The following is an 18,082-nucleotide window of genomic DNA, read 5'->3' on the forward strand; positions in this document are numbered from 1 at the left end:
CATGATGGGGGTGGAGCAGGTCCTGCTGTTCCTGGCCGTTGCGCTGCTGATCGCGGTGACGCCGGGGCCGGGTATCTTCTACGTCGCGGCCCGCACGCTCGCGGCCGGGCGGGGTGAGGGTATCGCCTCCAGCGTGGGCACCGGGTTCGGTGGGTTGGTGCATGTCGTAGCGGGCGCTGTCGGCGTCTCGGCGCTGGTGCTGGCGAGCGCGGAGGCCTTCACCCTGCTCAAGCTGGCGGGGGCCGCCTATCTGCTCTGGCTCGGCTGGCGCACGCTGCGTGAGGCTGGGCGCGAAGCTGGTTCCGCGTTGCCTCTGGCGCAGGCGGTCCCGCGCCTCGGCACGCGGCGCGCCTTCCGCGAAGGCGTGGTGGTGGAGGCGCTGAACCCAAAGACGGCGGCCTTTTTCCTGGCCTTCATTCCGCAATTCGTCGATCCTGCCCTGGCGATGCCTGTGGCGGCGCAGTTCGTGCTGCTTGGCCTCGTCTCCGTGCTGCTCAACACCGGTGTTGATGTGGTGGTTGCCTTCGCGGCCAGCCGGGCGCGCCAGGGTTTCCTCACGCGGCCGTTGCTGATGCGTCGGCTGCGGCAGGGCTCCGGCGCCCTGCTCTGTATGCTCGGCGCTGCGCTGGCCTTCGCGCGCCGTCCGGCCTGACCTTCCTCAGATCATCTCCAGCGGCCGCTTGCGCGTGGGCGGCGGGAAGGCCGTGTCCAGCTCGGCCAGATCCTCGGGGGTGAGCACCACCTCCAGCGCCTTCGCATTCTGGCGCACATGCATCGGGTCCGCCGCCTTGGGGATCGCGATCACCCCCGGCCGCGCCAGCACGAAGGCCAGCGCCACCTGCGCCGGTGTCGCGCCGCGCCGCGCCGCCACCGCGCGCAGCGCGCCATGGCGCAGCAGCGACCCCCCCTGGCCGATCGGCGAATAGGCCATCACCGGCATGCCCCGCGCCGCGCAGAAGGGCAGCAGGTCGAACTCCACGCCGCGCGCCTGCAGGTTCCACAACACCTGGTCGGTTGCGCAATCGGCCAGCGCCGGGCCCAACTCCTGCAGATCCGACACGTCGAGGTTCGACACCCCCCAGCGCGCGATCTTGCCCGCCGTGCGCGCCGCCTCCATCGCCGCCACCGTCTCGGCCAGCGGCACCGAGCCACGCCAATGCAGCAGATAGAGATCGATCCGTTCCACCTTCAGCCGCTTCAGGCTGGCCTCCAGCGCGCGCGGCAGGCGCTTCGCCCCGGCATTGTGCGGATAGGCCTTGGAGACGAGGAAGACCTCCGCCCGCCGCCCGGCGATGGCCTCGCCCACGATCTCCTCCGCCCCGCCATCGGCATACATCTCGGCCGTGTCGATCAGCGTCAGGCCGAGGTCGAGGCCGAGCTTCAGCGCCGCGATTTCGGCCGCGTGGTGCCCGCCGCGCTCGCCCATCCGCCAGGTGCCCTGGCCCAGGCGCGGCACCACCGTGCCATCCGCGAGACATAGCGTGGTCATGGAATCACCCCCGTCACGCGCTATATCTAAGGGCATGAAGACGCTCTCCGCCATGCTGCTTCCGCTCGCGCTCGCTGCCCTGCCGGCGCTTGCCCAGACCCCGCCCAGCGCCGCCGTGCCGGAGGAGGTCGGGTCCTGGCGCCTTGCCTGCGTGACGGACCGCATGACCGACCGCGCCGATTGCCTGCTGCGCCACCGCGAGCCGATCGAGCGCGCGGCCAGCGCCGGCGGCTCCTCTCTGGTGCTGGAAGTGGCCGATCGCGGGGGCCGGCTGGTGCCGATGGTCGTGGCGCGCGACCTGACCATCGAGCAGGTCTCGCGCGGGATGCTGGCGCTGACCGGCACGGCGCAGCTGCGCTTCCCGCCCAACCGCCTGTTCGAGATGCCCTGCACGCTGGAAGGCCGCGCCCTGGTCTGCGCCCCCCGCGCCGAGGATGCCGAGCGCGCCGCCAGCGAACTCGCCGCCGCGCCGAATGTGCTGGTGCGGATGGTCGGCGTGGGCGTCGGCAGCGGCGCGGCCGAGCCGGTGGAACTGCGCCTGGAAGGCACGCGCGAGGTGCTGGCCCGCTACCGGGCGCGGATCCCCGAAGGCGCGGCCGCCCCGCCGCCGCCGGCCACCGGCGGCAACCTGCCCGAGATGTTCCAGCGCTTCCAGCGCCTGATGGGGAATTGAGGGCAGAGCTACGCGCCGGCGCCGCCGCCGGATGCAGCCGCGCGACTTTATTTTTTCGCCGCTTGTGCGCCGCCCGCCGGCAGGACAAGTCTGGCGCGCATGACCGACGAGACCGACCTCGCCAAGCTGCTCGCCGCCGTCGCCACGGGTGACCGCGCGGCGCTGCGCCGGGTCTATGAGCGACAATCCGTGCGGCTCTTCGGCGTCGCCAACGCCATCTTGCGCGACCGCGACGCGGCCGCCGATGCGCTGCAGGACGCCTTCCTGCGCGTCGCCCAGCGCGCCCACCAGTTCGACCCGTCGCGTGGCCCGGCCACGGCCTGGCTTGCCGGCATCGTCCGCTACGCCGCGCTCGATCTCGCCCGCGCGCGGGGGCGGGAAATTCCCACCGACGACCCGGCGCTCGGCGACCAGCCCGTGGAGGCCGAGGCGCTGGAGGCCGTGGCGGCCTCCGCCGAGGGCGCGCGGCTGCGCGCCTGCCTCGCCGCGCTGGAGGCCAAGAACCGCCAGGGCATCCTGCTCGCCTTCGTGCATGGGCTGAGCCATGCGCAGGTGGCCGCGAAGCTCGATTTGCCGCTCGGCACGGTGAAGGCCTGGATCCGGCGCGGGCTGCTGCGGCTGCGGGAGTGCCTGGCATGACGCCCGAGGAGAAGGAGGCGCTGGCCGCCGAATACGTCCTCGGCACGCTCGATGCGCGGGAAGCCGCTGCCGTGGCGCGCGCCCTGGCCAGCGATGCCGCGCTGGCCGATCTGGTGGCGCAATGGGAGGCGCGGCTCGCCCCCCTGCTGGACCTCGCCCCGCCCGAGGCACCGCCGCCCGGCCTCTGGGCGCGGATCGAGGCGGCGCTGGCGCCGCCGGCGCCGCGCCTGCCCTGGTGGCAGCGCCTCGGCCCCTGGCGGCTCGGCACCTTCGGGGCGAGCGCCGTGGCGGCCGGGCTCGCCGCCTTCCTGGTGCTGCGCCCGGCGCCCGAGCCGGCCTACATGACCGTGCTGCTGACCGATCGCGAGCAGCCGGCCTGGCTGGTGCAGGCGGATACGCAGGGCATCCGGCTGGCTTCGCTCAACACCCGCCCCGCGCCCCCGGACCGCGTGCTGCAACTCTGGGCGCTGCCGCAGGGCGAGACGGTGCCGACCTCGCTCGGCCTGATCCCGGCGGATGGGCGCGTCACCGTGCGGCCCACCACCATCCGCCCCAGCCCGGGCATGCTGATCGAGATCACGCTGGAACCGCCGGGCGGCTCGCCCACCGGCCGGCCCACCGGGCCGATCCAGTTCATCGGCCGCCTGACACCCGCATCGGGTACCTGATTGTTTTTTTCGCCCGGGCTGCATCCAGCCCGCGCCCTTCCTCCGTAACGCCAGCAGCGAGGCCACAGGGCCCCGCGCCATGTCACGGAGAGACAGAGCATGCGCCCGACCCTTCGACTTGCCATCGCCGCCAGCGCGATGATCGCCGCCGCCCAGGCCGCGCCCGCCGCGGCCGCCACGCTGATCGGCCTGACCGCCGACAACGCGCTGGTGCGCATCGACAGCGAGACGCGCCGCGCCGGCGCCCCCATCCGCATCACCGGCGCCGAGGGCCGCCTGCTGGGCATCGACCAGCGCCCGCAGGACGGCAAGCTCTGGGGCGTGACCGAGCGCGGGCAGATCGTGACCATCGACCCGATGAGCGGCCGCGCCACCCAGGTCTCCCGCCTCAACACGGCCTTCGAGAGCGGCGGGCGCGCGGTGGTGGATTTCAACCCGGTCGCCAACCGCCTGCGCCTCATGGGCATGAGCGGCGTCAATCTGCGCGTGAATGTCGAGACCGGCGAGGCGGTGCGCGATGGCGAGCTGAAATACGCGGTGGGCAGCCCGAATGCCGAGACGCGCCCGCGCATCACGGCCGGCGCCTATTCCAACAGCGTCGCCCCCGTGGCTGGCGCGACGCCGGCCCCGACCACCGCGCTCTACACCATCGACACGCTGCTCGGCGTCTTCAACCTGCAGGCGCCGCCGAATGACGGCGTGCAGCAGGTGCGCGGCAGCCTCGGCATGAGCCTGCCCGCCGGCATCGCCTTCGACATCCTGACCGACGCGCAGGGCATGAACCGCGGCTTCGTGCTGGTCGGCGCGACGCTGCACACGGTGAATCTCGAGACCGGCGCGCCGACCGCGCTGGGCGCCGTGGCCGGCCTGCCCACGGCCGAGGTCATCGACATCGCCGCCTGGAGGTAACTCTCCACCCTCCGGGGCGATGGGGGTCCCCAGCCCTCACACCCCCCATCGCGGGCGAAGCCACCGCTGCCAGGCCTTCGGGCGGGGCGGCGGTGGCTGGTCCGCGGCCAGCGGGTGGCAATCCCGCCGCCTTTGCGTGCCCGTCCGATGCGCCGCCGTGCGCGCCAGCAGCCGCGGCACCAGGGGCACCGCGCCGGCCAGGTCCAGCACCACGGGCGCGGCCGTCAGCACCCCCACCGCGCCACGCGCGAAGCCCGCCGCCACATCATCCGCCCAGGCCGGGTAGCGCCCGGCTTCCAGCATCGTGAGCGTCGTCTCCAGCCCGCGCACCGCGCCCTGCCGGGCCAGCCAGGCGATGCCGAGGCCGCGCGTCTCCAGCAATTCGAACAGCGCCAGGCTCTCATTCCACAGCCATGTGTCGTAGTTCACCGCCTCATCCACATGCAGCACCACGCCGGGGCGCAGATGCGGCGCCAGCGCCAGCAGCGCGAAGCGGGCCGAGGAGTGGATGTCGCAATCGAGGTTCACCACGCCGACCGGCTGGTCGAGCGCGGCGAGAAAGGGCGGCAGCGTCTGCTCGAAATAGCCGACATGCAGCGTGCAATTGGCCGGCAGGCGCGGGGCGCGGCGCAGCGCGAAATCATGCCGCCAATCGGGCCGCCCATCCTCGGGGAAGCCGGTGAGGCTGTCGAAGCCGTGGAAGCGGCGCCAGGGCTGGCGGCGCGCCGCATGGGTCAGGCTCGCGCCGCGATAGACGCCAAGCTCGATGCCGATCCCTTCCGGCGCGGCCTCCAGCCCGGCCTCGAGCACGCCGAAGCGCCCGGGCCGGCAGGGCGCGGCGGCCAGGTCGGCCAGCATGGCGCGCAGGAAGGCCGCGTAGCGAAGCGGCGAGACGGGAAGCTCCACGCTACTCGCTGCGCAGCGCCTGGATGGGGTCGAGCCGCGCGGCCCGGCGCGCCGGCCAATAGCCGAAGAACAGCCCCGTCAGCCCCGACACCCCCACGGCAAGCGCCACCGCATCCCATTGCACCAGCACCGGCCAGCCCGCCGCCTCGGCCATCAGATGGCTGACCCCGATGCCCGCCGCCACGCCGGCCGCACCGCCCAGCAGGGCCAGCAGCACGGCTTCCAGCAGGAACTGCGCGAGGATGTCGCGCCGCTTCGCCCCGATCGCCAATCGCAGCCCGATCTCGCGCGTGCGCTCGGTCACGCTCACCAGCATGATGTTCATCACCCCGATCCCGCCCACGAGCAGGGAGACGGCGGCGACCGCCGCCAGCAGGGTGGAGAGCGTGCGCGCCGAGGCGTCGCGCGTCGCGGCGATCTCGGCGAGGTTGCGGATCTGCACGCTGTCGGCCTCATTCGCCGCCACGCGGTGGCGCTGGCGGAACAGGGCGCGGATCGCTTCCTCCGTCGCCTTCAGATCCTCGCCCTCATGCACCTTCACGCTGATGACGTTGACGGCGCGGAACCAGGCGCGGGAGGCGCCCATCACGCTGCGCCGCGCGGTCCAGAAGGGCATCATCACCACATCATCCTGGTCCGAGCCCATCGGGCTCTGCCCCTTGCGGCCCAGCACGCCGATCACCTCGAAGGGGGTGGAGCGCACGCGGATCTCGCGGCCCACCGGGTTCTCGTCGCCGAAGAGGGATTCGGCGACGGTGGCGCCGAGCAGGATCACCTTGCGCCCGCCCGCCGCCTCCTCGGGGAGGAAGGCGCGGCCCTCGGCGATCACCCAGTCATGCGCGACCAGGTATTCGGGATCGATGCCGAAGACGACGGTGGACCAGTTCTGGTTGCCCGCCACCACCTGCTGGGTCGAGCGGATGGACCCGGCGGCGACCTCCACCGCGGGGATGTCGCGCTCGATCGCGCGGGCATCGTCCCAGGTCATGTTCTGCCGCCCGCCCGCCCCCAGCCGCACGCCGCCGACATTGACGCTGCCGGGCACGACCAGCAGCAGGTTCGACCCCAGCGAGCGGATCTGCGCGAGCACCTGCTCGCGCGCCCCCGCGCCGACCGCGACGGTCGCGATCACCGCGGCGACGCCGATGAAGATGCCGAGCGCAGTGAGCATCGCGCGCAGCTTGTTGGCGGCCAGCGCGGCGAGCGCGCTGCGCAGCGCCTCCCACGGGTCCATCCCCGCGCGCGTCGGCCCCAGCGGCGCGAGCGCGCGCGGGCGGGTCGAGGCGGGGGCGGCGACGGGCTGCGGCTTGAGCGTCTGGTTCATGCCGGTTCCCTTGGCGCATCGGCCTTGAGGTCCAGCAGCGCGGCGGCGGCGTCGCGTGGCGCCTGCTCGACATGCGAGACGAGCCGCCCGTCGCGGAAACGCAGGGAGCGCCCGGCGAAGGCGGCCACGTCGGGGTCGTGGGTCACCATCAGCACGGCGACGCCGGCCCGGTTCAAGCCTTGGAACAGCGCCATGATCTCGAGCCCCGTCCAGGAATCGAGCGCGCCGGTGGGTTCATCCGCCAGCAGCAGATCGGGGCCGTTCACCAGGGCGCGCGCGATGGCCACGCGCTGCTGCTGCCCGCCGGAGAGCTGGGTGGGGCGGTGCCCCATGCGGTCGCCGAGCCCCACCAGCGCCAGCGCCTCCGCCGCCCGGTCGCGCCGAACGCGCCGCGCCACGCCGCGATAGACCATCGGCAACTCGACATTGGCCAGCGCATCGATGCGCGGCAGCAGGTTGAAGCTCTGGAAGACGAAGCCGAGCCGGCGCGAGCGCAATTCCGCCAGCCGGTCGGGGGAGAGCGCGGCCGTGTCCTCGCCCGCCAGGCGATAGCTGCCGCTGGTCGGGCGATCGAGGCAGCCGATCAGATTGAGGAAGGTGGATTTGCCCGACCCCGACGGCCCCATCGCGGCCACGAAGGCGCCCGGCGGGATGGCGAGGCTCACCTCCTGCAGCGCCACCACGCGGTTCTCGCCGCTGCCGTAATGCCGCGTCAGGCCCTGGGTTTCGATCAGCGCGGTCATTCAGAAGGGCCGCGCGGCGGTGGCGGTGGGGCGCGGCGCCGTGCTGCGCTCGGTGCCGACGACGATGCGCGCGCCCTCTTCCAGCCCGCTGATCACCTCGGTCAGCGTGCCATCCGTCAGCCCCAGGCGCAGCGTGGCGGCGCGAGGGGTGGCGCCCTCGCTGTCCAGCACATAGGCCGTGCCTGGCGCGCCGGCCCGGCCGGCGCTGCCGCGCAGCTCCGCCAGCCGCGTGCGCTGTTCCTGGGTCAGCGTCGCGTTGAAGCGCGCGATCAGGCGCTGCCGCGCCGCCTGGGCCTGCTGGCGCCGTGCCTCGGCATCCTGGGGCAGGCTGGCCAGGCGCTCGCGCAGCTCGGCCTGGGCGGCGGTGATCTCGGCGCGCTGCTGGGGGGTGAGGTCGGTGAGCTCGCGCAGCGCCTGCTCGATCGGCCCGCCGCCGCCCGCCGGCGGCGCGGTGCCCTCGGTCGCCGTGCCGGCGGGCCGCCAGCGCAGCGCGGCGTTGGGGATGCGCAGCACATTGGCGCGCTGGTCGGTGATGATGCGCAGCGTCGCCGTCATGCCCGGCAGCAGCCGGCCCCCGGCATTGGGCGCGGTGACGACGACGGTGTAGGTCACCACATTCTGCACCGTGGTGGGGGAGAGCCGGATCTCCTTCACCGTACCCCGCAGGTTCACGCCCGGATGCGCGGCGACGGTGAAGCTCACCTCCTGCCCGGGGCGGATGCGGCCGATGTCGCTTTCATCCACCGTCGCCCAGACCTCCATCTCATCGAGGCTGGCGGCGACCATGAACAGGATCGGCGCCTGCAGGCTGGCCGCGACCGTCTGGCCGAGATCGACATTGCGCGAGATCACCACGCCATCGATGGGCGCGCGGATGGTGGCGTTGGCGAGATCGACCTCCACCTGCTGCAGCAGCGCCGCGCGCTGGGCGCGGGCGGCCTCGGCGGCGGTGACCTGCGCCGCGGCGGTGCGGCTCGCGGCCTCGGCGGCGAGGATCATCGCCTCCTGCTGCGCCACCGCGCCGCGGGCGGAGGCCAGCTCCGCGCGCAGGCGTTCGGCCAGGAATTGCGCCCGCGACAGGTCGCGCTCGGCATTCACCCCGCGGCTGCGCAATTCGGTGGCGCGGCGGAGTTCCTGCTCGGCGTCGCGCAATTGCGAATCGGCGCTGTCGGCGCGGGCGGCCGCGGAGATGGATTGCGCGCGGGCGGAGGCGAGGTCCGCCACCGCGCGCTCGGCCTGGGCCTGGGCCACCAGCACGGCGGCGGCGGCGGATTGCAGATCGGCCTGGGCGGCGGCGACGCGGGCCTCGATGGTGCGCGTGTCGAGCTTCGCCACCTGCTGGCCGGCCGTCACACGGGTGTTGAAATCGGCATTCAGCTCGCGGATCTGGCCCGAGAGCTGGCTGCCGACCTGCACGCTCAGCACCGGGTTCACCGTGCCCGTGGCGGCGACCACGGCGCTGATCGGCCCACGATCCACCTCGGCGCTGCGCAGGCGCGGGCCTTCCGCGCCGCCGCCCTTGAGGAAGGCGGGAACCCAGCCCTGGGTCCATGCAGGCGCGGCCTCGCTGCTGGCCCAATAGGCCGCGCCGCCAAACCCGCCGAGAAGGAGAATGCCGAATATCGCGCGTCGCATGGCCTGATCCTGCGGCCCTGGTGTAACGCCGATGTGTCGGCTGTGCATCCGGGGATTTCCGTCCGCGGGCGGGGGCGCCTATCAAGGCCGCGACGAATCGGGGGAAGCAGGATGCGGTTGCTGGTGCTGGGGGCGGGCGCGCTGGGCGGGTATTTCGGCGGACGGGCGCTGGAACGCGGCCTCGACGTCGCCTTCCTGGTGCGGCCGCGCCGCGCCGCGCAACTCGCCGAGCGGGGTCTCGTGGTGCGAAGCCCGCTGGGCGACATCGCCCGGCCCGTGACCACGGTGGCGCAGGCCGGGCCGGGCTATGACGCCGTGCTGCTGAGCTGCAAGGCCTATGATCTCGAGCCCGCCATCGCCGCCATCCGCCCGGCGGTCGAGGCCGGGGCGCGGGTGCTGCCGGTGCTCAACGGGCTCGCGCATATGGAAGCACTCAACGCCGCCTTCGGGGCGCAGCGCGTCTGGGGGGGCCTCGCCAAATGCCAGGCGACGCTGACGCCGGAGGGCGAGGTGCGGCACCTGGGCGATTGGCGCTGGCTGACCTTCGGCGCGCAGGCCGGCCACGAGGATGGGCGGGCCGCCGCGCTGGCCGAAGCGCTCGGCCAGGGCCCGGCCCTGGTGGCGGAGGCCGTGCCCGACATCGAATACCGGATGTGGCAGAAGCTGGTGCATCTGGGCACGGTGGCCGCCGCCACGGTGCTGATGCGCGCCAATGTGGGCGAGATCTGCCGGGCTGGCGGCGAGGACTTCCTGCTCACCCTGCTGGCCCGCAACGCCGCCATCGCCGCCGCCCATGGGCATGTGATGGAGGAGGGATTCCTGGCCGGCTACCGCGCGCTTTTCACCGACCGGGCCAGCCTCTACACCGCCTCCATGCTGCGTGACCTCGAAGCCGGCGGCCGGACGGAGGCCGACCATATCCTGGGCTGGCTGGCCGCCGCCGCCCGCACCGCCGGGGTGGACCCGACCCTGCACGACCTCGCCCATCTGCACGCCCGCGCCTTCGACCAGCGCCGCGAGGCCGGACGACTCCCATGATCACCCTTGCCACCACTGCGCTGTCCGTCACGGTGAAAAAGCACGGGGCGGAACTCGCCAGCCTGAAGGATGCGGCGGGGCGGGAATTCCTCTGGCAGGCCGGGCCGGCCTGGCCGCGCCACGCGCCGCTGCTGTTTCCCATCGTCGGCCGGCTGCGCCAGGACACGGCCTGGTTCGGTGACGCGCCCTATCCGATGGGCCAGCACGGCTTCGCCCGCGATCTGGATTTCACCCTGGTGGAGCAGACCGCCACCGCCTGCCGCCTGCAGCTGACCGATGGCGAGGCGACGCATGCGCGCTTCCCCTTCCCCTTCCGGCTGGAGGTGATCCACGCCGTGCATGGGTCGAGCTACAGCAACACCGCCATCGTGACGAATACCGGTGAGGGGGTTCTGCCCTGCAACATCGGCGCGCACCCGGCCTTCCGCTGGCCGCTGCCCGGCGGCGGCAGCAAGCCCGCGCACCGGCTGGATTTCGAACAGGATGAGCCCGCCCCCTGCTACCGCCCTGGCGCGGAGGGGCTGCTCGACCCCACGCCGCAGGCGCTGCCGCTGAACGGGCGCAGCCTCGGCCTGCGGGAGGATCTGTTCGAGGCCGGCGCCTTCGTGATGCTCAACCCGGCCTCGCGTCGCGTCACCTACACCGCGCCGGGCGCGCCCGCGCTGGAAGTGGCTTGGCAGGGCTATGAGCAGCTCGGCATCTGGATGAAGCCGGGCGCCGAATTCCTGTGCATCGAGCCCTGGGCCGGCTATGCCGACATCGCCGGGCATGAGACGGATTTCTGGAACAAGCCCGGCATGATGCTGCTGGCACCGGGCGAGAGCCGCCGCTTCAGCTGGCGCGTGTCGATCGAGGGGTCCGCCTGATGCCGCCGATGTCCACGTTGAACCGCATCGTCATGGTGCTCGTCGTGGTCGTCGCGATCACGCAGATCCTGGTGCTGATTTTCCGATGAACGAGAAGGCAAACCCCGCGATGCAGGTTGGTGTGATCGGGTTGGGCGCGATGGGCCTGGGGGCGGCGCTGTCCTGCCACCGCGCCGGGCTGGCCACCACGGGCTGCGATTTCTCCGCCACCGCGCGCGATGCCTTCATCGCCGCCGGTGGCGCCGCGGTGGGCCGCGCCTGCGACCTGCCGCAGGGGCTCGCGGCCGTGGTCGTGCTGGTGGTCAACGCCGCGCAGACCGAGGCCGCGCTGTTCGGGCCGGAAGGCGCCGCGCCGCGCCTCGCCCCGGGCGCGGTGGTGATCTCCTCTGCCACCATGTCGCCCGAGGAAGCCAAGCGGCTCGCCGCGCGGGCGGAGGCGCTGGGCCTGCTCTGGCTGGATGCGCCGGTCTCGGGCGGGGCGGCCAAGGCGGCCGAGGGCGCGATGACGGTGATGGCCTCGGGCAGCGCGGCCGCCTTCGCGGCGGCGCGCCCGGTGCTGGATGCGGTGGCGAGCAAGGTGTGGGAACTCGGCAGCGAGGTCGGCATCGGCGCCACGGTGAAGGTGGTGCACCAGCTCCTCGCCGGCGTGCATATCGCCGTCGCGGCGGAGGCGATGGCGCTGGGCATCCGCGCCGGGGCCGATCCGCAGGCGCTCTACGACGTGGTGACGAGTGCCGCGGGCAATTCCTGGATGTTCGAGAACCGCATGGCCCGCGTGCTGACCGGCGACGACGCGCCGCGCTCGGCGGTGGACATCTTCGTGAAGGATCTCGGGCTCGTGGCCGACATGGCGCGCGCGCTCGATCACCCCGTGCCGCTGGCCGCCCAGGCGCGGCAATTGTTCACGGCGGCGAGTGCCATGGGCCATGGCCGCGCCGATGATGGCTTCGTCATCCGCGTCTTCGCCGCGCTCACCGGCATCACGCTGCCGGGTGGGAAGTGATCCCGCCGCTGCATTGAGCGCCCGGCGGACCGCGCAGCGGTCCGAGGCCGCCTATGCGGCGAAGCCAAGCAGCCGGAGGCTGCGCCCGGCGTCTGAGGGCGAAAAAACTAACGCAGCGCGGCTTCCACCGCCTCCGCCACGGCAAACAGGCGGGCATCGCCGCGGTGCTCGCCCATCAGCATGAAGCCGACCGGCGCCTCGCCCGGGGCGTGGCAGGGCAGGCTGATGGCGCAGCGGTCGAGGAAATTGCCCACCGTCGGGTTGCGCAGCAGCGCCATGTTGAGCCGCGTGTAGTCGGCATCGGCCGCGACCTCGGCGATGGCGGGCGGGATCACCGGGCAGGTCGGCATCACCACCGCGTCGAAGGGCGCGGTGGCGCGCGCGAAGGCCGCGATGATTCGCGCGCGCTCCGCACCCAGCGCGATGTAGTCGGCCGAGGACATCAGCCAGCCGCGCTCGATGCGCGAGAGCACGCGCGGGTCATAGGCGCTGCGCTTCATGCCGATCAGCTTGCGGTGCCAGGCGAAGGCCTCGGCCGCCGCGAAGCCGCCCGCCGAATTCACCTTGGGGATATCGGCCAGTTCGGGCACGTTCAGCAGGTCGATGCGCGCGCCCGCGCCAGCGAGGCGGGAGAGCGCGGCCTCGAAGGTGGCGCTGACGGTGTCGTCCCAGCCCTCGGTCACATAGCCCTGCAGCACGGCCAGCCGCAGCCCCGCCACCGGGATCGGCGGCGCCGGGCGGAAGGCCTCCTCGCCGGCCATGTAGCTGTCGAGCAGCGCGCAGCAGCCGACCGAGCGCGCGATCGGGCCGAGGCTGTCGAGCGTGGTGGAGAGCGGCAGCGTGCCGGTCAGCGGCACGCGCGCGGCGGTGGGCTTCCAGCCGACGATCCCACACATGGCAGCCGGGATGCGGCAGGACCCGCCGGTGTCCGAACCGAGCCCCGCGAAGCCCATGCCATCGGCCGTCGCCACCGCGGCACCGGAGGATGACCCGCCCGGCAGGCGGCCCGTCTCCCGGTCCCAGGGGCTTTTCGGCGTGCCGTAATGCGGGTTCACGCCCAGGCCGGAGAAGGCGAATTCCACCATGTTGGTGCGCCCGAGCACGACGAAGCCCGCACGCTCCAGCCTTGCCACGGCAGGGGCGGTGGCGGTGGCGGGGGGCGCATCCTCCAGCGCCCTGGAGCCGCCGCGCGTGACGTGGCCGGCCTCGTCATAGAGGTCCTTCACGCTGATCGGGATGCCGGCATAGGGGCTGGGCGCGCGGCCCGCGGCGCGGAGCGCGTCCATGGCAGCGGCGGTGGCGCGGGCCGTATCGGCATGCACGGCGAGGAAGGCGTGGGAACCCTCGCCGGCCGGATCGGCGATCCGCGCCAGGGCGTCCTCGACCAGCGCCAGGGCGGAGGTGCGTCCGGCGGCGAGATCCGCGGCGGCCTCGGCGATGGTTCCGTGTGACATGTTGATTTCCATCCCGGCTTGAGGGCGCAATGCTGCGGTCAAGCGCGGCGGGGGGCAACCCTTCCGGCGCGGATGGGGCCGGCATTTGACAGGCGGGCCCGACCTACTTGTATGATGTCATATGACGCTGCGGCGAACCGGCCGTGGGCGCGAGGAGGAAAACACCATGAAGGCCCTTGGATTCGTGCGTGCGGCCGCCCTGGCCGCCGCTGCCCTGCTTCCCTTCGCGGGGGGGCAGGCCCAGGCACAGGAATGGCGCGGCTGGAACATCCACGCCGCCGACTATCCGAATGGCCGCGGCATGGACCGGTTCGGCGAGCTGGTGATGCAGCGGACCAACAACCGCATCCGCATGCGCACCTACCACTCGGCGCAGCTCGGCCAGCAGGATGAGGCGATCCAGCAGATGCGCCTCGGCAGCATCGACTTCGCCAATTTCAACCTCTCGCCCTTCAACAACCTGGCACCTTCGACCAACGTGGTCACGCTGCCCTTCCTGTTCCGCAACGTGGCACACAGCCATGCGGCGATCGACGGCGTGGCGGGGGCGGAGATCGCGCGCGATCTCGAGGCCATCGGCATCATCGCGCTGGCCTGGTACGACGCCGGCGCGCGCAGCCTCTACACCACCCGCCCGGTGCGCACGCCCGCCGACCTGCGCGGCATGAAGATCCGCGTCCAGACCTCCGACCTCTGGATCGACCTGATGCGCGCGCTGGGTGCGAACCCGACGCCGCTGCCCTTCGGCGAGGTCTTCACCTCGCTCCAGTCGGGCGTGATCGACGGCGCGGAGAACAACTGGCCGAGCTATGAGAGCACGCGCCATTTCGAGGTCGCGCGCTTCTACACCACGACCGAGCATTCCAACGTGCCGGAGGTGCTGGCCGTCTCCCGCCAGCGCTGGCAGCGGCTGAACGACGCCGAGCGCAACATCCTGCGCGATGCGGCGCGCGAGAGTGCGACCTTCCAGCGCCAGCTCTGGGCGGAGCGTGAGACCGTGTCCCGCCAGCGCGTGGTGGCGGCCGGTGTGACGGTGATCGAGATCGCCGACCGTGCGCCCTGGGCCGCGCTGATGGCGCCGGTCTATGAGAAGTACACCGGCAGCAATCCGCGCCTGTCGGGCCTGGTGCAGCAGATCCGCGCCCTGCCCTGAGACCACCCGGGCGGGGCGGCATTCCCGCCGCCCCGCCTTCATCCTGAGGGGACACCGCGATGCTGGCCGGATTCTCGCGCCTGCTCGACTGGTTCTGCCACATCGTCATCGTCGTTGCCGGCGTCGCGCTGGTCGGGCTGGTGGCGATGATGGGCTGGCTGGTCTTCGGCCGCTACGTGCTGAACGACACGCCGACCTGGATCGAGCGCGCGGCGACGCTCGCCATCCTCTCCATCGCGCTGCCCGTGGCGGCGGTGGGGGTGCGCGAGCGCTTCCACCTCTCCGTCCTGGGCTTCCGCGAGAGCCTGCCCGCCCAGGCGCAGCGCTGGATCGCGGTGGGCTGCGATGCCCTGGTCGGCGTCTTCGGGCTGATGATGATGATCCACTCGCGCGAACTCGTGGACATGGTCTGGAACTTCCGGATTCCGCTGCTCGGCATCTCGCAGGGCTGGACCTATGTGCCGCTGATGGTCTGCGGCGGGCTGATCGCGCTGTTCTCGCTCGAGCAGGTGTTGCTCGACATCAAGCGCAAGGGCGCCCCCGAGCAGCGCGGCATCGCCGCCGCTTTCCTGGAGTAGTCGCGTGGAATTCGGCCTGCTGCTGATCATCGCCGTCTTCGTCCTCGGCATCGTGGCCGGCGTACCCGTGGCCTTCACGCTCGGCATCGCCGCCCTGGCCGGCTTCCTGTGGGAAGGCCTGAACCCGGCGGTCGCCTTCCAGCAGATGGCAAGCGGGATGAGCATCTTCTCGCTGCTCGCCATCCCCTTCTTCATCTTCGCGGGCGAGCTGATGCTGCATGGCGGCATCGCGCGGCGGCTGGTGGCGCTGGCCTCGGCCTGCGTGGGCTGGATGCGCGGCGGCCTGGGCATGGTCGATGTCTCGACCTCCATGCTCTTCGGCGGCATCTCGGGCAGCGCGGTGGCCGATACCTCCGCCACCGGCACCATCCTGATCCCGGCCATGAAGGCCAAGGGCTATGGCGTGGACTATGCCGTGGCGCTGACGGTCACCAGCTCCATCGCCGGCATCCTGATCCCGCCCAGCCACAACATGATTCTCTACTCCTTGGCGGCAGGCGGCGGGGTTTCGGTGACGGCGCTGTTCATCGCCGGCATCGTGCCGGGCGTGATGATGTGCGCCTTCCTCGCGCTCGCCGCCTACATCATGGCGGTGCGCCGCGGCTACCCGGCCGAGGGCTGGGCCGGTTTCCGCGCCCTGGCCTGGCGCTTCGTCGATGCGCTGCCGGGGCTGATGACGGCCGTGATCATCCTGGGCGGCGTGCTCTCGGGCGTGTTCACCGTGACGGAGAGTGCCGCCTTCGGCACGATCTGGGCGCTGGCGGTCACCATCCTGGTCTATCGCGCGCTGAGCTGGGAAAGCTTCAAGGTCGCGGTCGCGGCCTCGGTGCGGACCTCGGCGGTGGTGTTCCTGCTGGTCGGCACGGCGACGGCCTTCGCCTATCTGCTCGCGCTGTATCGCCTGCCGGACCATCTGACGGATGCGATGCTGGCGATCAGCGACAACCCGCTGGTCATCCTGCTGATGATCAATCTCTGCCTGCTGCTGCTGGGCTGCGTGATGGACATGGCGGCGTTGATCCTGATCACCACGCCGATCTTCCTGCCCGTGGTCACGGCCATCGGCGTCGATCCCGTGCAGTTCGGCATGGTGATGATGATGAATCTCGGCCTGGGCCTGACCACGCCACCGGTCGGCGCCGTGCTCTTCGTCGGCTGTGCCATCGGGCGCATCCGGATGGAGGAGGTGATGCGCACCATCTGGCCCTTCTGGGGTGCCATCCTCGTGGCGCTGCTGCTGACCACCTATGTCCCCGAAGTCTCGCTCACCCTGCCGCGCCTTCTGCTGGGCTATGGCGGCTGACCAGGAACACCACCCATGACCAAACCGATCCTTCTCACCGGCGCCTCGGGCAATCTCGGCCGGATGCTGACGCGCGAGCTCTCGGCGGCGGGCTATACGCTGCGGCTTACCGACATCGCGCCCTTCCCCGATCCGCTGCCCGCGGGCGCGCGCTTCGTGAAGGCGGACCTGAACGAATCGCTCGCCATCGTCCGCCAGGCGGAGGGCTGCGGCACCATCCTGCATTTCGGCGGCGTCGCCGTGGAACGGCCCTATGAGGAGATCATCGGCCCGAACCTGCGCGGCCTCTACCACATCTACGAGGCCGCGCGGCGCGAGGGGGCACGCGTCGTCTTCGCCTCTTCCAACCACTCCATCGGCTTCCATGCGCGGCCCTCGGGCAATGCCGAGCTGCTCGATGCCGACTGCGCTTTCCGTCCCGATGGCTATTACGGGCTGTCGAAGGTCTATGGCGAGCTGATGGGCCGGATGTACTGGGACAAGCATGGCGTGGAGAACGTCAATGTCCGCATCGGCAGTTGCTTCCCCAAGCCGATCAACGCGCGGATGATGGCGACCTGGCTGAGCTATGCCGACCTCGCGCGCATGATGATCCGCTGCATCGAGGCCCCGCGCACGGGTCATTGCGTGATCTGGGGTGCTTCGAAGAATCCGGCGAGCTTCTGGGGCAAGGACCACCGCGACCGCATCGGCTGGCAGCCCGAGGATTCCGCCGAGGCCTTCCGTGCCGAGGTCGGGCACATCCTCAGCGACGATCCGGTCGAGGAACGCTACCAGGGCGGCGGCTACTGCTCGATCGAATACACCCGCCAGGGCGGCTTCTCGCCGAAGGACCAGTTCTCGCTCGAATGATTCGCCTCGACTCCGCAGGCTGGAAGGCCGTCCTCGACCCTGCGCGCGGCGCGGCCTTCACCTCCCTGACCCATCAGGGGCGCGACGTGATCCTGCCCGTGCCGGCCGGCGCGGATCCGAACAAGGGCTTCCACGGCGCCTTCTGGATGGGCCCCTGGACCAACCGGCTCGATGCCGGGCGGATCACCGTGGCGGGCAGGTTGTGGCAGATGCCGATCAACCGCCCCCATGAGAACACCGCGCTGCACGGCTTCATGCGCGACCTGCCCTGGCGCGTGCTGGCCAGCGACGCCGACAGCGCGGAACTCGCGGTCACGCTCGACAGCCCGCCCTTCCATGGCGAGGCGAAGCTGCTGGTCCGCCTTGGCCCCGCGGGCCTGGTGCTGCGGATGGGCCTGCGCAATACCGGCGACGTGCCGACGCCGATGGGCTTCGGCTGGCATCCCTTCTTCGCCCGCCCGCCCGGCACGGCGCTGCGCTTCGTCGCCACCACGGTGTTCGACCGCGACCACCGCACCCTGCCGATCGACCCACGCCCCTGCGCCGGGCTGGTCGGCGCCGATGCCGCACTCGATGGGCTGGACACGCATTTCGCCGGCTGGTCGGGCGTGGCGGAGATCCGCCGCCCGGATGGGCTCAACCTGACGCTGCGCGCCGAGGGCGCCTGGGCGCGCAACCTGCAGGTCTTCGCGCCTCAGGGCGCGGGCATCCTTTGCGTCGAGCCGGTGAGCCACGCCCCCGATGCGCCGAACCGGCCGGAGGCGGCGCGGCACGGGCCGATGCATGTGCTCGCTCCCGGCGCCACGCTTTCGGCGCGGCTCGAATTGGGCTGAGGGCGCCCCCCTCCCC

At 72.1% G+C, this 18,082-nt stretch carries 19 protein-coding genes; 13 read left to right on the forward strand and 6 right to left on the reverse strand.

Features of this window, described 5'->3' with window-relative positions; genetic code table 11:
• Window position 1: 1 nt before the first annotated feature.
• A complete protein-coding gene (locus AC2D9U_RS09330) occupies window positions 2-652 on the forward strand; it encodes a LysE family translocator (protein WP_484748200.1) in 651 nt (216 codons plus the stop codon).
• 6 nt (window positions 653-658) lie between these two features.
• Here AC2D9U_RS09330 and AC2D9U_RS09335 read toward each other — a convergent pair whose 3' ends face one another.
• The gene (locus AC2D9U_RS09335; RefSeq protein WP_484748201.1) at window positions 659-1,489 is read right to left on the reverse strand and encodes an aldo/keto reductase; all 831 of its coding nucleotides are present in this window, start codon (window positions 1,487-1,489) and stop codon (window positions 659-661) included.
• Window positions 1,490-1,523: 34 nt separating this feature from the next.
• Here AC2D9U_RS09335 and AC2D9U_RS09340 point away from each other — a divergent pair, with 34 nt between their 5' ends.
• The 4 genes from AC2D9U_RS09340 (at window position 1,524) to AC2D9U_RS09355 (ending at window position 4,378) form a co-directional block, all read left to right on the forward strand.
• Complete coding sequence (locus tag AC2D9U_RS09340; RefSeq protein WP_484748202.1) at window positions 1,524-2,162, forward strand: hypothetical protein; 639 nt, start codon at window positions 1,524-1,526, stop codon at window positions 2,160-2,162.
• Between the two features lie 99 nt (window positions 2,163-2,261).
• On the forward strand, window positions 2,262-2,801 hold the full coding sequence (locus tag AC2D9U_RS09345) for a sigma-70 family RNA polymerase sigma factor (protein WP_484748203.1): 540 nt from the start codon (window positions 2,262-2,264) through the stop codon (window positions 2,799-2,801).
• Window positions 2,798-3,469, forward strand: coding sequence for an anti-sigma factor (locus tag AC2D9U_RS09350; RefSeq protein ID WP_484748204.1), 672 nt, complete (start codon window positions 2,798-2,800; stop codon window positions 3,467-3,469). Before AC2D9U_RS09345 ends, AC2D9U_RS09350 begins: the two co-directional genes overlap by 4 nt.
• A 99-nt stretch (window positions 3,470-3,568) precedes the next feature.
• A complete protein-coding gene (locus AC2D9U_RS09355; protein ID WP_484748205.1) occupies window positions 3,569-4,378 on the forward strand; it encodes a DUF4394 domain-containing protein in 810 nt (269 codons plus the stop codon).
• Window positions 4,379-4,414: 36 nt separating this feature from the next.
• Here AC2D9U_RS09355 and AC2D9U_RS09360 read toward each other — a convergent pair whose 3' ends face one another.
• The 4 genes from AC2D9U_RS09360 to AC2D9U_RS09375 are packed head-to-tail and all read right to left on the reverse strand — an operon-like array spanning window position 4,415 to window position 8,986.
• Entirely contained in the window at window positions 4,415-5,284 is an 870-nt protein-coding gene (locus AC2D9U_RS09360) for a class I SAM-dependent methyltransferase (RefSeq protein WP_484748206.1), read from the reverse strand.
• A gap of 1 nt (window position 5,285) precedes the next feature.
• Entirely contained in the window at window positions 5,286-6,608 is a 1,323-nt protein-coding gene (locus AC2D9U_RS09365; protein ID WP_484748207.1) for an ABC transporter permease, read from the reverse strand.
• Entirely contained in the window at window positions 6,605-7,351 is a 747-nt protein-coding gene (locus AC2D9U_RS09370; RefSeq protein ID WP_484748208.1) for an ABC transporter ATP-binding protein, read from the reverse strand. Before AC2D9U_RS09370 ends, AC2D9U_RS09365 begins: the two co-directional genes overlap by 4 nt.
• Window positions 7,352-8,986: an efflux RND transporter periplasmic adaptor subunit gene (locus tag AC2D9U_RS09375; RefSeq protein WP_484748209.1), complete on the reverse strand. Its 1,635-nt coding sequence runs from the start codon at window positions 8,984-8,986 to the stop codon at window positions 7,352-7,354.
• 111 nt (window positions 8,987-9,097) lie between these two features.
• Here AC2D9U_RS09375 and AC2D9U_RS09380 point away from each other — a divergent pair, with 111 nt between their 5' ends.
• The 3 genes from AC2D9U_RS09380 to ltnD all read left to right on the forward strand — a co-directional run bounded on the left by AC2D9U_RS09380 (window position 9,098) and on the right by ltnD (window position 11,893).
• Complete coding sequence (locus AC2D9U_RS09380; protein WP_484748210.1) at window positions 9,098-10,024, forward strand: 2-dehydropantoate 2-reductase; 927 nt, start codon at window positions 9,098-9,100, stop codon at window positions 10,022-10,024.
• Complete coding sequence (locus AC2D9U_RS09385) at window positions 10,021-10,890, forward strand: aldose 1-epimerase family protein (protein ID WP_484748211.1); 870 nt, start codon at window positions 10,021-10,023, stop codon at window positions 10,888-10,890. Before AC2D9U_RS09380 ends, AC2D9U_RS09385 begins: the two co-directional genes overlap by 4 nt.
• Window positions 10,891-10,975: 85 nt before the next feature.
• A complete protein-coding gene (ltnD, locus tag AC2D9U_RS09390) occupies window positions 10,976-11,893 on the forward strand; it encodes an L-threonate dehydrogenase (RefSeq protein WP_484748212.1) in 918 nt (305 codons plus the stop codon).
• A gap of 107 nt (window positions 11,894-12,000) precedes the next feature.
• Here the strand turns inward: ltnD and AC2D9U_RS09395 are convergent, their stop codons facing one another.
• Complete coding sequence (locus tag AC2D9U_RS09395) at window positions 12,001-13,353, reverse strand: amidase (protein WP_484748379.1); 1,353 nt, start codon at window positions 13,351-13,353, stop codon at window positions 12,001-12,003.
• Between the two features lie 160 nt (window positions 13,354-13,513).
• On the opposite strand from AC2D9U_RS09395, the gene AC2D9U_RS09400 reads away from it, so the two are divergent.
• The 5 genes from AC2D9U_RS09400 to AC2D9U_RS09420 are packed head-to-tail and all read left to right on the forward strand — an operon-like array spanning window position 13,514 to window position 18,066.
• Complete coding sequence (locus AC2D9U_RS09400; protein WP_484748213.1) at window positions 13,514-14,500, forward strand: TRAP transporter substrate-binding protein; 987 nt, start codon at window positions 13,514-13,516, stop codon at window positions 14,498-14,500.
• A 59-nt stretch (window positions 14,501-14,559) separates the two neighbouring features.
• On the forward strand, window positions 14,560-15,078 hold the full coding sequence (locus AC2D9U_RS09405; RefSeq protein ID WP_484748214.1) for a TRAP transporter small permease: 519 nt from the start codon (window positions 14,560-14,562) through the stop codon (window positions 15,076-15,078).
• A 4-nt stretch (window positions 15,079-15,082) separates the two neighbouring features.
• Window positions 15,083-16,381 (forward strand): TRAP transporter large permease, encoded by a 1,299-nt coding sequence (locus AC2D9U_RS09410; RefSeq protein ID WP_484748216.1) that lies wholly within the window; start codon window positions 15,083-15,085, stop codon window positions 16,379-16,381.
• 15 nt (window positions 16,382-16,396) lie between these two features.
• Complete coding sequence (locus tag AC2D9U_RS09415; protein ID WP_484748218.1) at window positions 16,397-17,233, forward strand: NAD-dependent epimerase/dehydratase family protein; 837 nt, start codon at window positions 16,397-16,399, stop codon at window positions 17,231-17,233.
• Complete coding sequence (locus tag AC2D9U_RS09420) at window positions 17,230-18,066, forward strand: aldose epimerase family protein (RefSeq protein WP_484748219.1); 837 nt, start codon at window positions 17,230-17,232, stop codon at window positions 18,064-18,066. Before AC2D9U_RS09415 ends, AC2D9U_RS09420 begins: the two co-directional genes overlap by 4 nt.
• The last annotated feature ends 16 nt before the right edge of the window (window positions 18,067-18,082 follow it).

The organism is Roseomonas sp. TF40 (genome assembly GCF_057219975.1).

Bases quoted from the DNA above. Each gene is read 5' to 3' on its own strand.
- AC2D9U_RS09330 (WP_484748200.1), top strand. From the start codon at position 2: ATGATGGGGGTGGAGCAGGTCCTGCTGTTCCTGGCCGTTGCGCTGCTG.
- AC2D9U_RS09335 (WP_484748201.1), bottom strand. From the start codon at position 1,489: ATGACCACGCTATGTCTCGCGGATGGCACGGTGGTGCCGCGCCTGGGC.
- AC2D9U_RS09340 (WP_484748202.1), top strand. From the start codon at position 1,524: ATGAAGACGCTCTCCGCCATGCTGCTTCCGCTCGCGCTCGCTGCCCTG.
- AC2D9U_RS09345 (WP_484748203.1), top strand. From the start codon at position 2,262: ATGACCGACGAGACCGACCTCGCCAAGCTGCTCGCCGCCGTCGCCACG.
- AC2D9U_RS09350 (WP_484748204.1), top strand. From the start codon at position 2,798: ATGACGCCCGAGGAGAAGGAGGCGCTGGCCGCCGAATACGTCCTCGGC.
- AC2D9U_RS09355 (WP_484748205.1), top strand. From the start codon at position 3,569: ATGCGCCCGACCCTTCGACTTGCCATCGCCGCCAGCGCGATGATCGCC.
- AC2D9U_RS09365 (WP_484748207.1), bottom strand. From the start codon at position 6,608: ATGAACCAGACGCTCAAGCCGCAGCCCGTCGCCGCCCCCGCCTCGACC.
- AC2D9U_RS09370 (WP_484748208.1), bottom strand. From the start codon at position 7,351: ATGACCGCGCTGATCGAAACCCAGGGCCTGACGCGGCATTACGGCAGC.
- AC2D9U_RS09375 (WP_484748209.1), bottom strand. From the start codon at position 8,986: ATGCGACGCGCGATATTCGGCATTCTCCTTCTCGGCGGGTTTGGCGGC.
- AC2D9U_RS09380 (WP_484748210.1), top strand. From the start codon at position 9,098: ATGCGGTTGCTGGTGCTGGGGGCGGGCGCGCTGGGCGGGTATTTCGGC.
- AC2D9U_RS09385 (WP_484748211.1), top strand. From the start codon at position 10,021: ATGATCACCCTTGCCACCACTGCGCTGTCCGTCACGGTGAAAAAGCAC.
- ltnD (WP_484748212.1), top strand. From the start codon at position 10,976: ATGAACGAGAAGGCAAACCCCGCGATGCAGGTTGGTGTGATCGGGTTG.
- AC2D9U_RS09400 (WP_484748213.1), top strand. From the start codon at position 13,514: ATGAAGGCCCTTGGATTCGTGCGTGCGGCCGCCCTGGCCGCCGCTGCC.
- AC2D9U_RS09405 (WP_484748214.1), top strand. From the start codon at position 14,560: ATGCTGGCCGGATTCTCGCGCCTGCTCGACTGGTTCTGCCACATCGTC.
- AC2D9U_RS09415 (WP_484748218.1), top strand. From the start codon at position 16,397: ATGACCAAACCGATCCTTCTCACCGGCGCCTCGGGCAATCTCGGCCGG.
- AC2D9U_RS09420 (WP_484748219.1), top strand. From the start codon at position 17,230: ATGATTCGCCTCGACTCCGCAGGCTGGAAGGCCGTCCTCGACCCTGCG.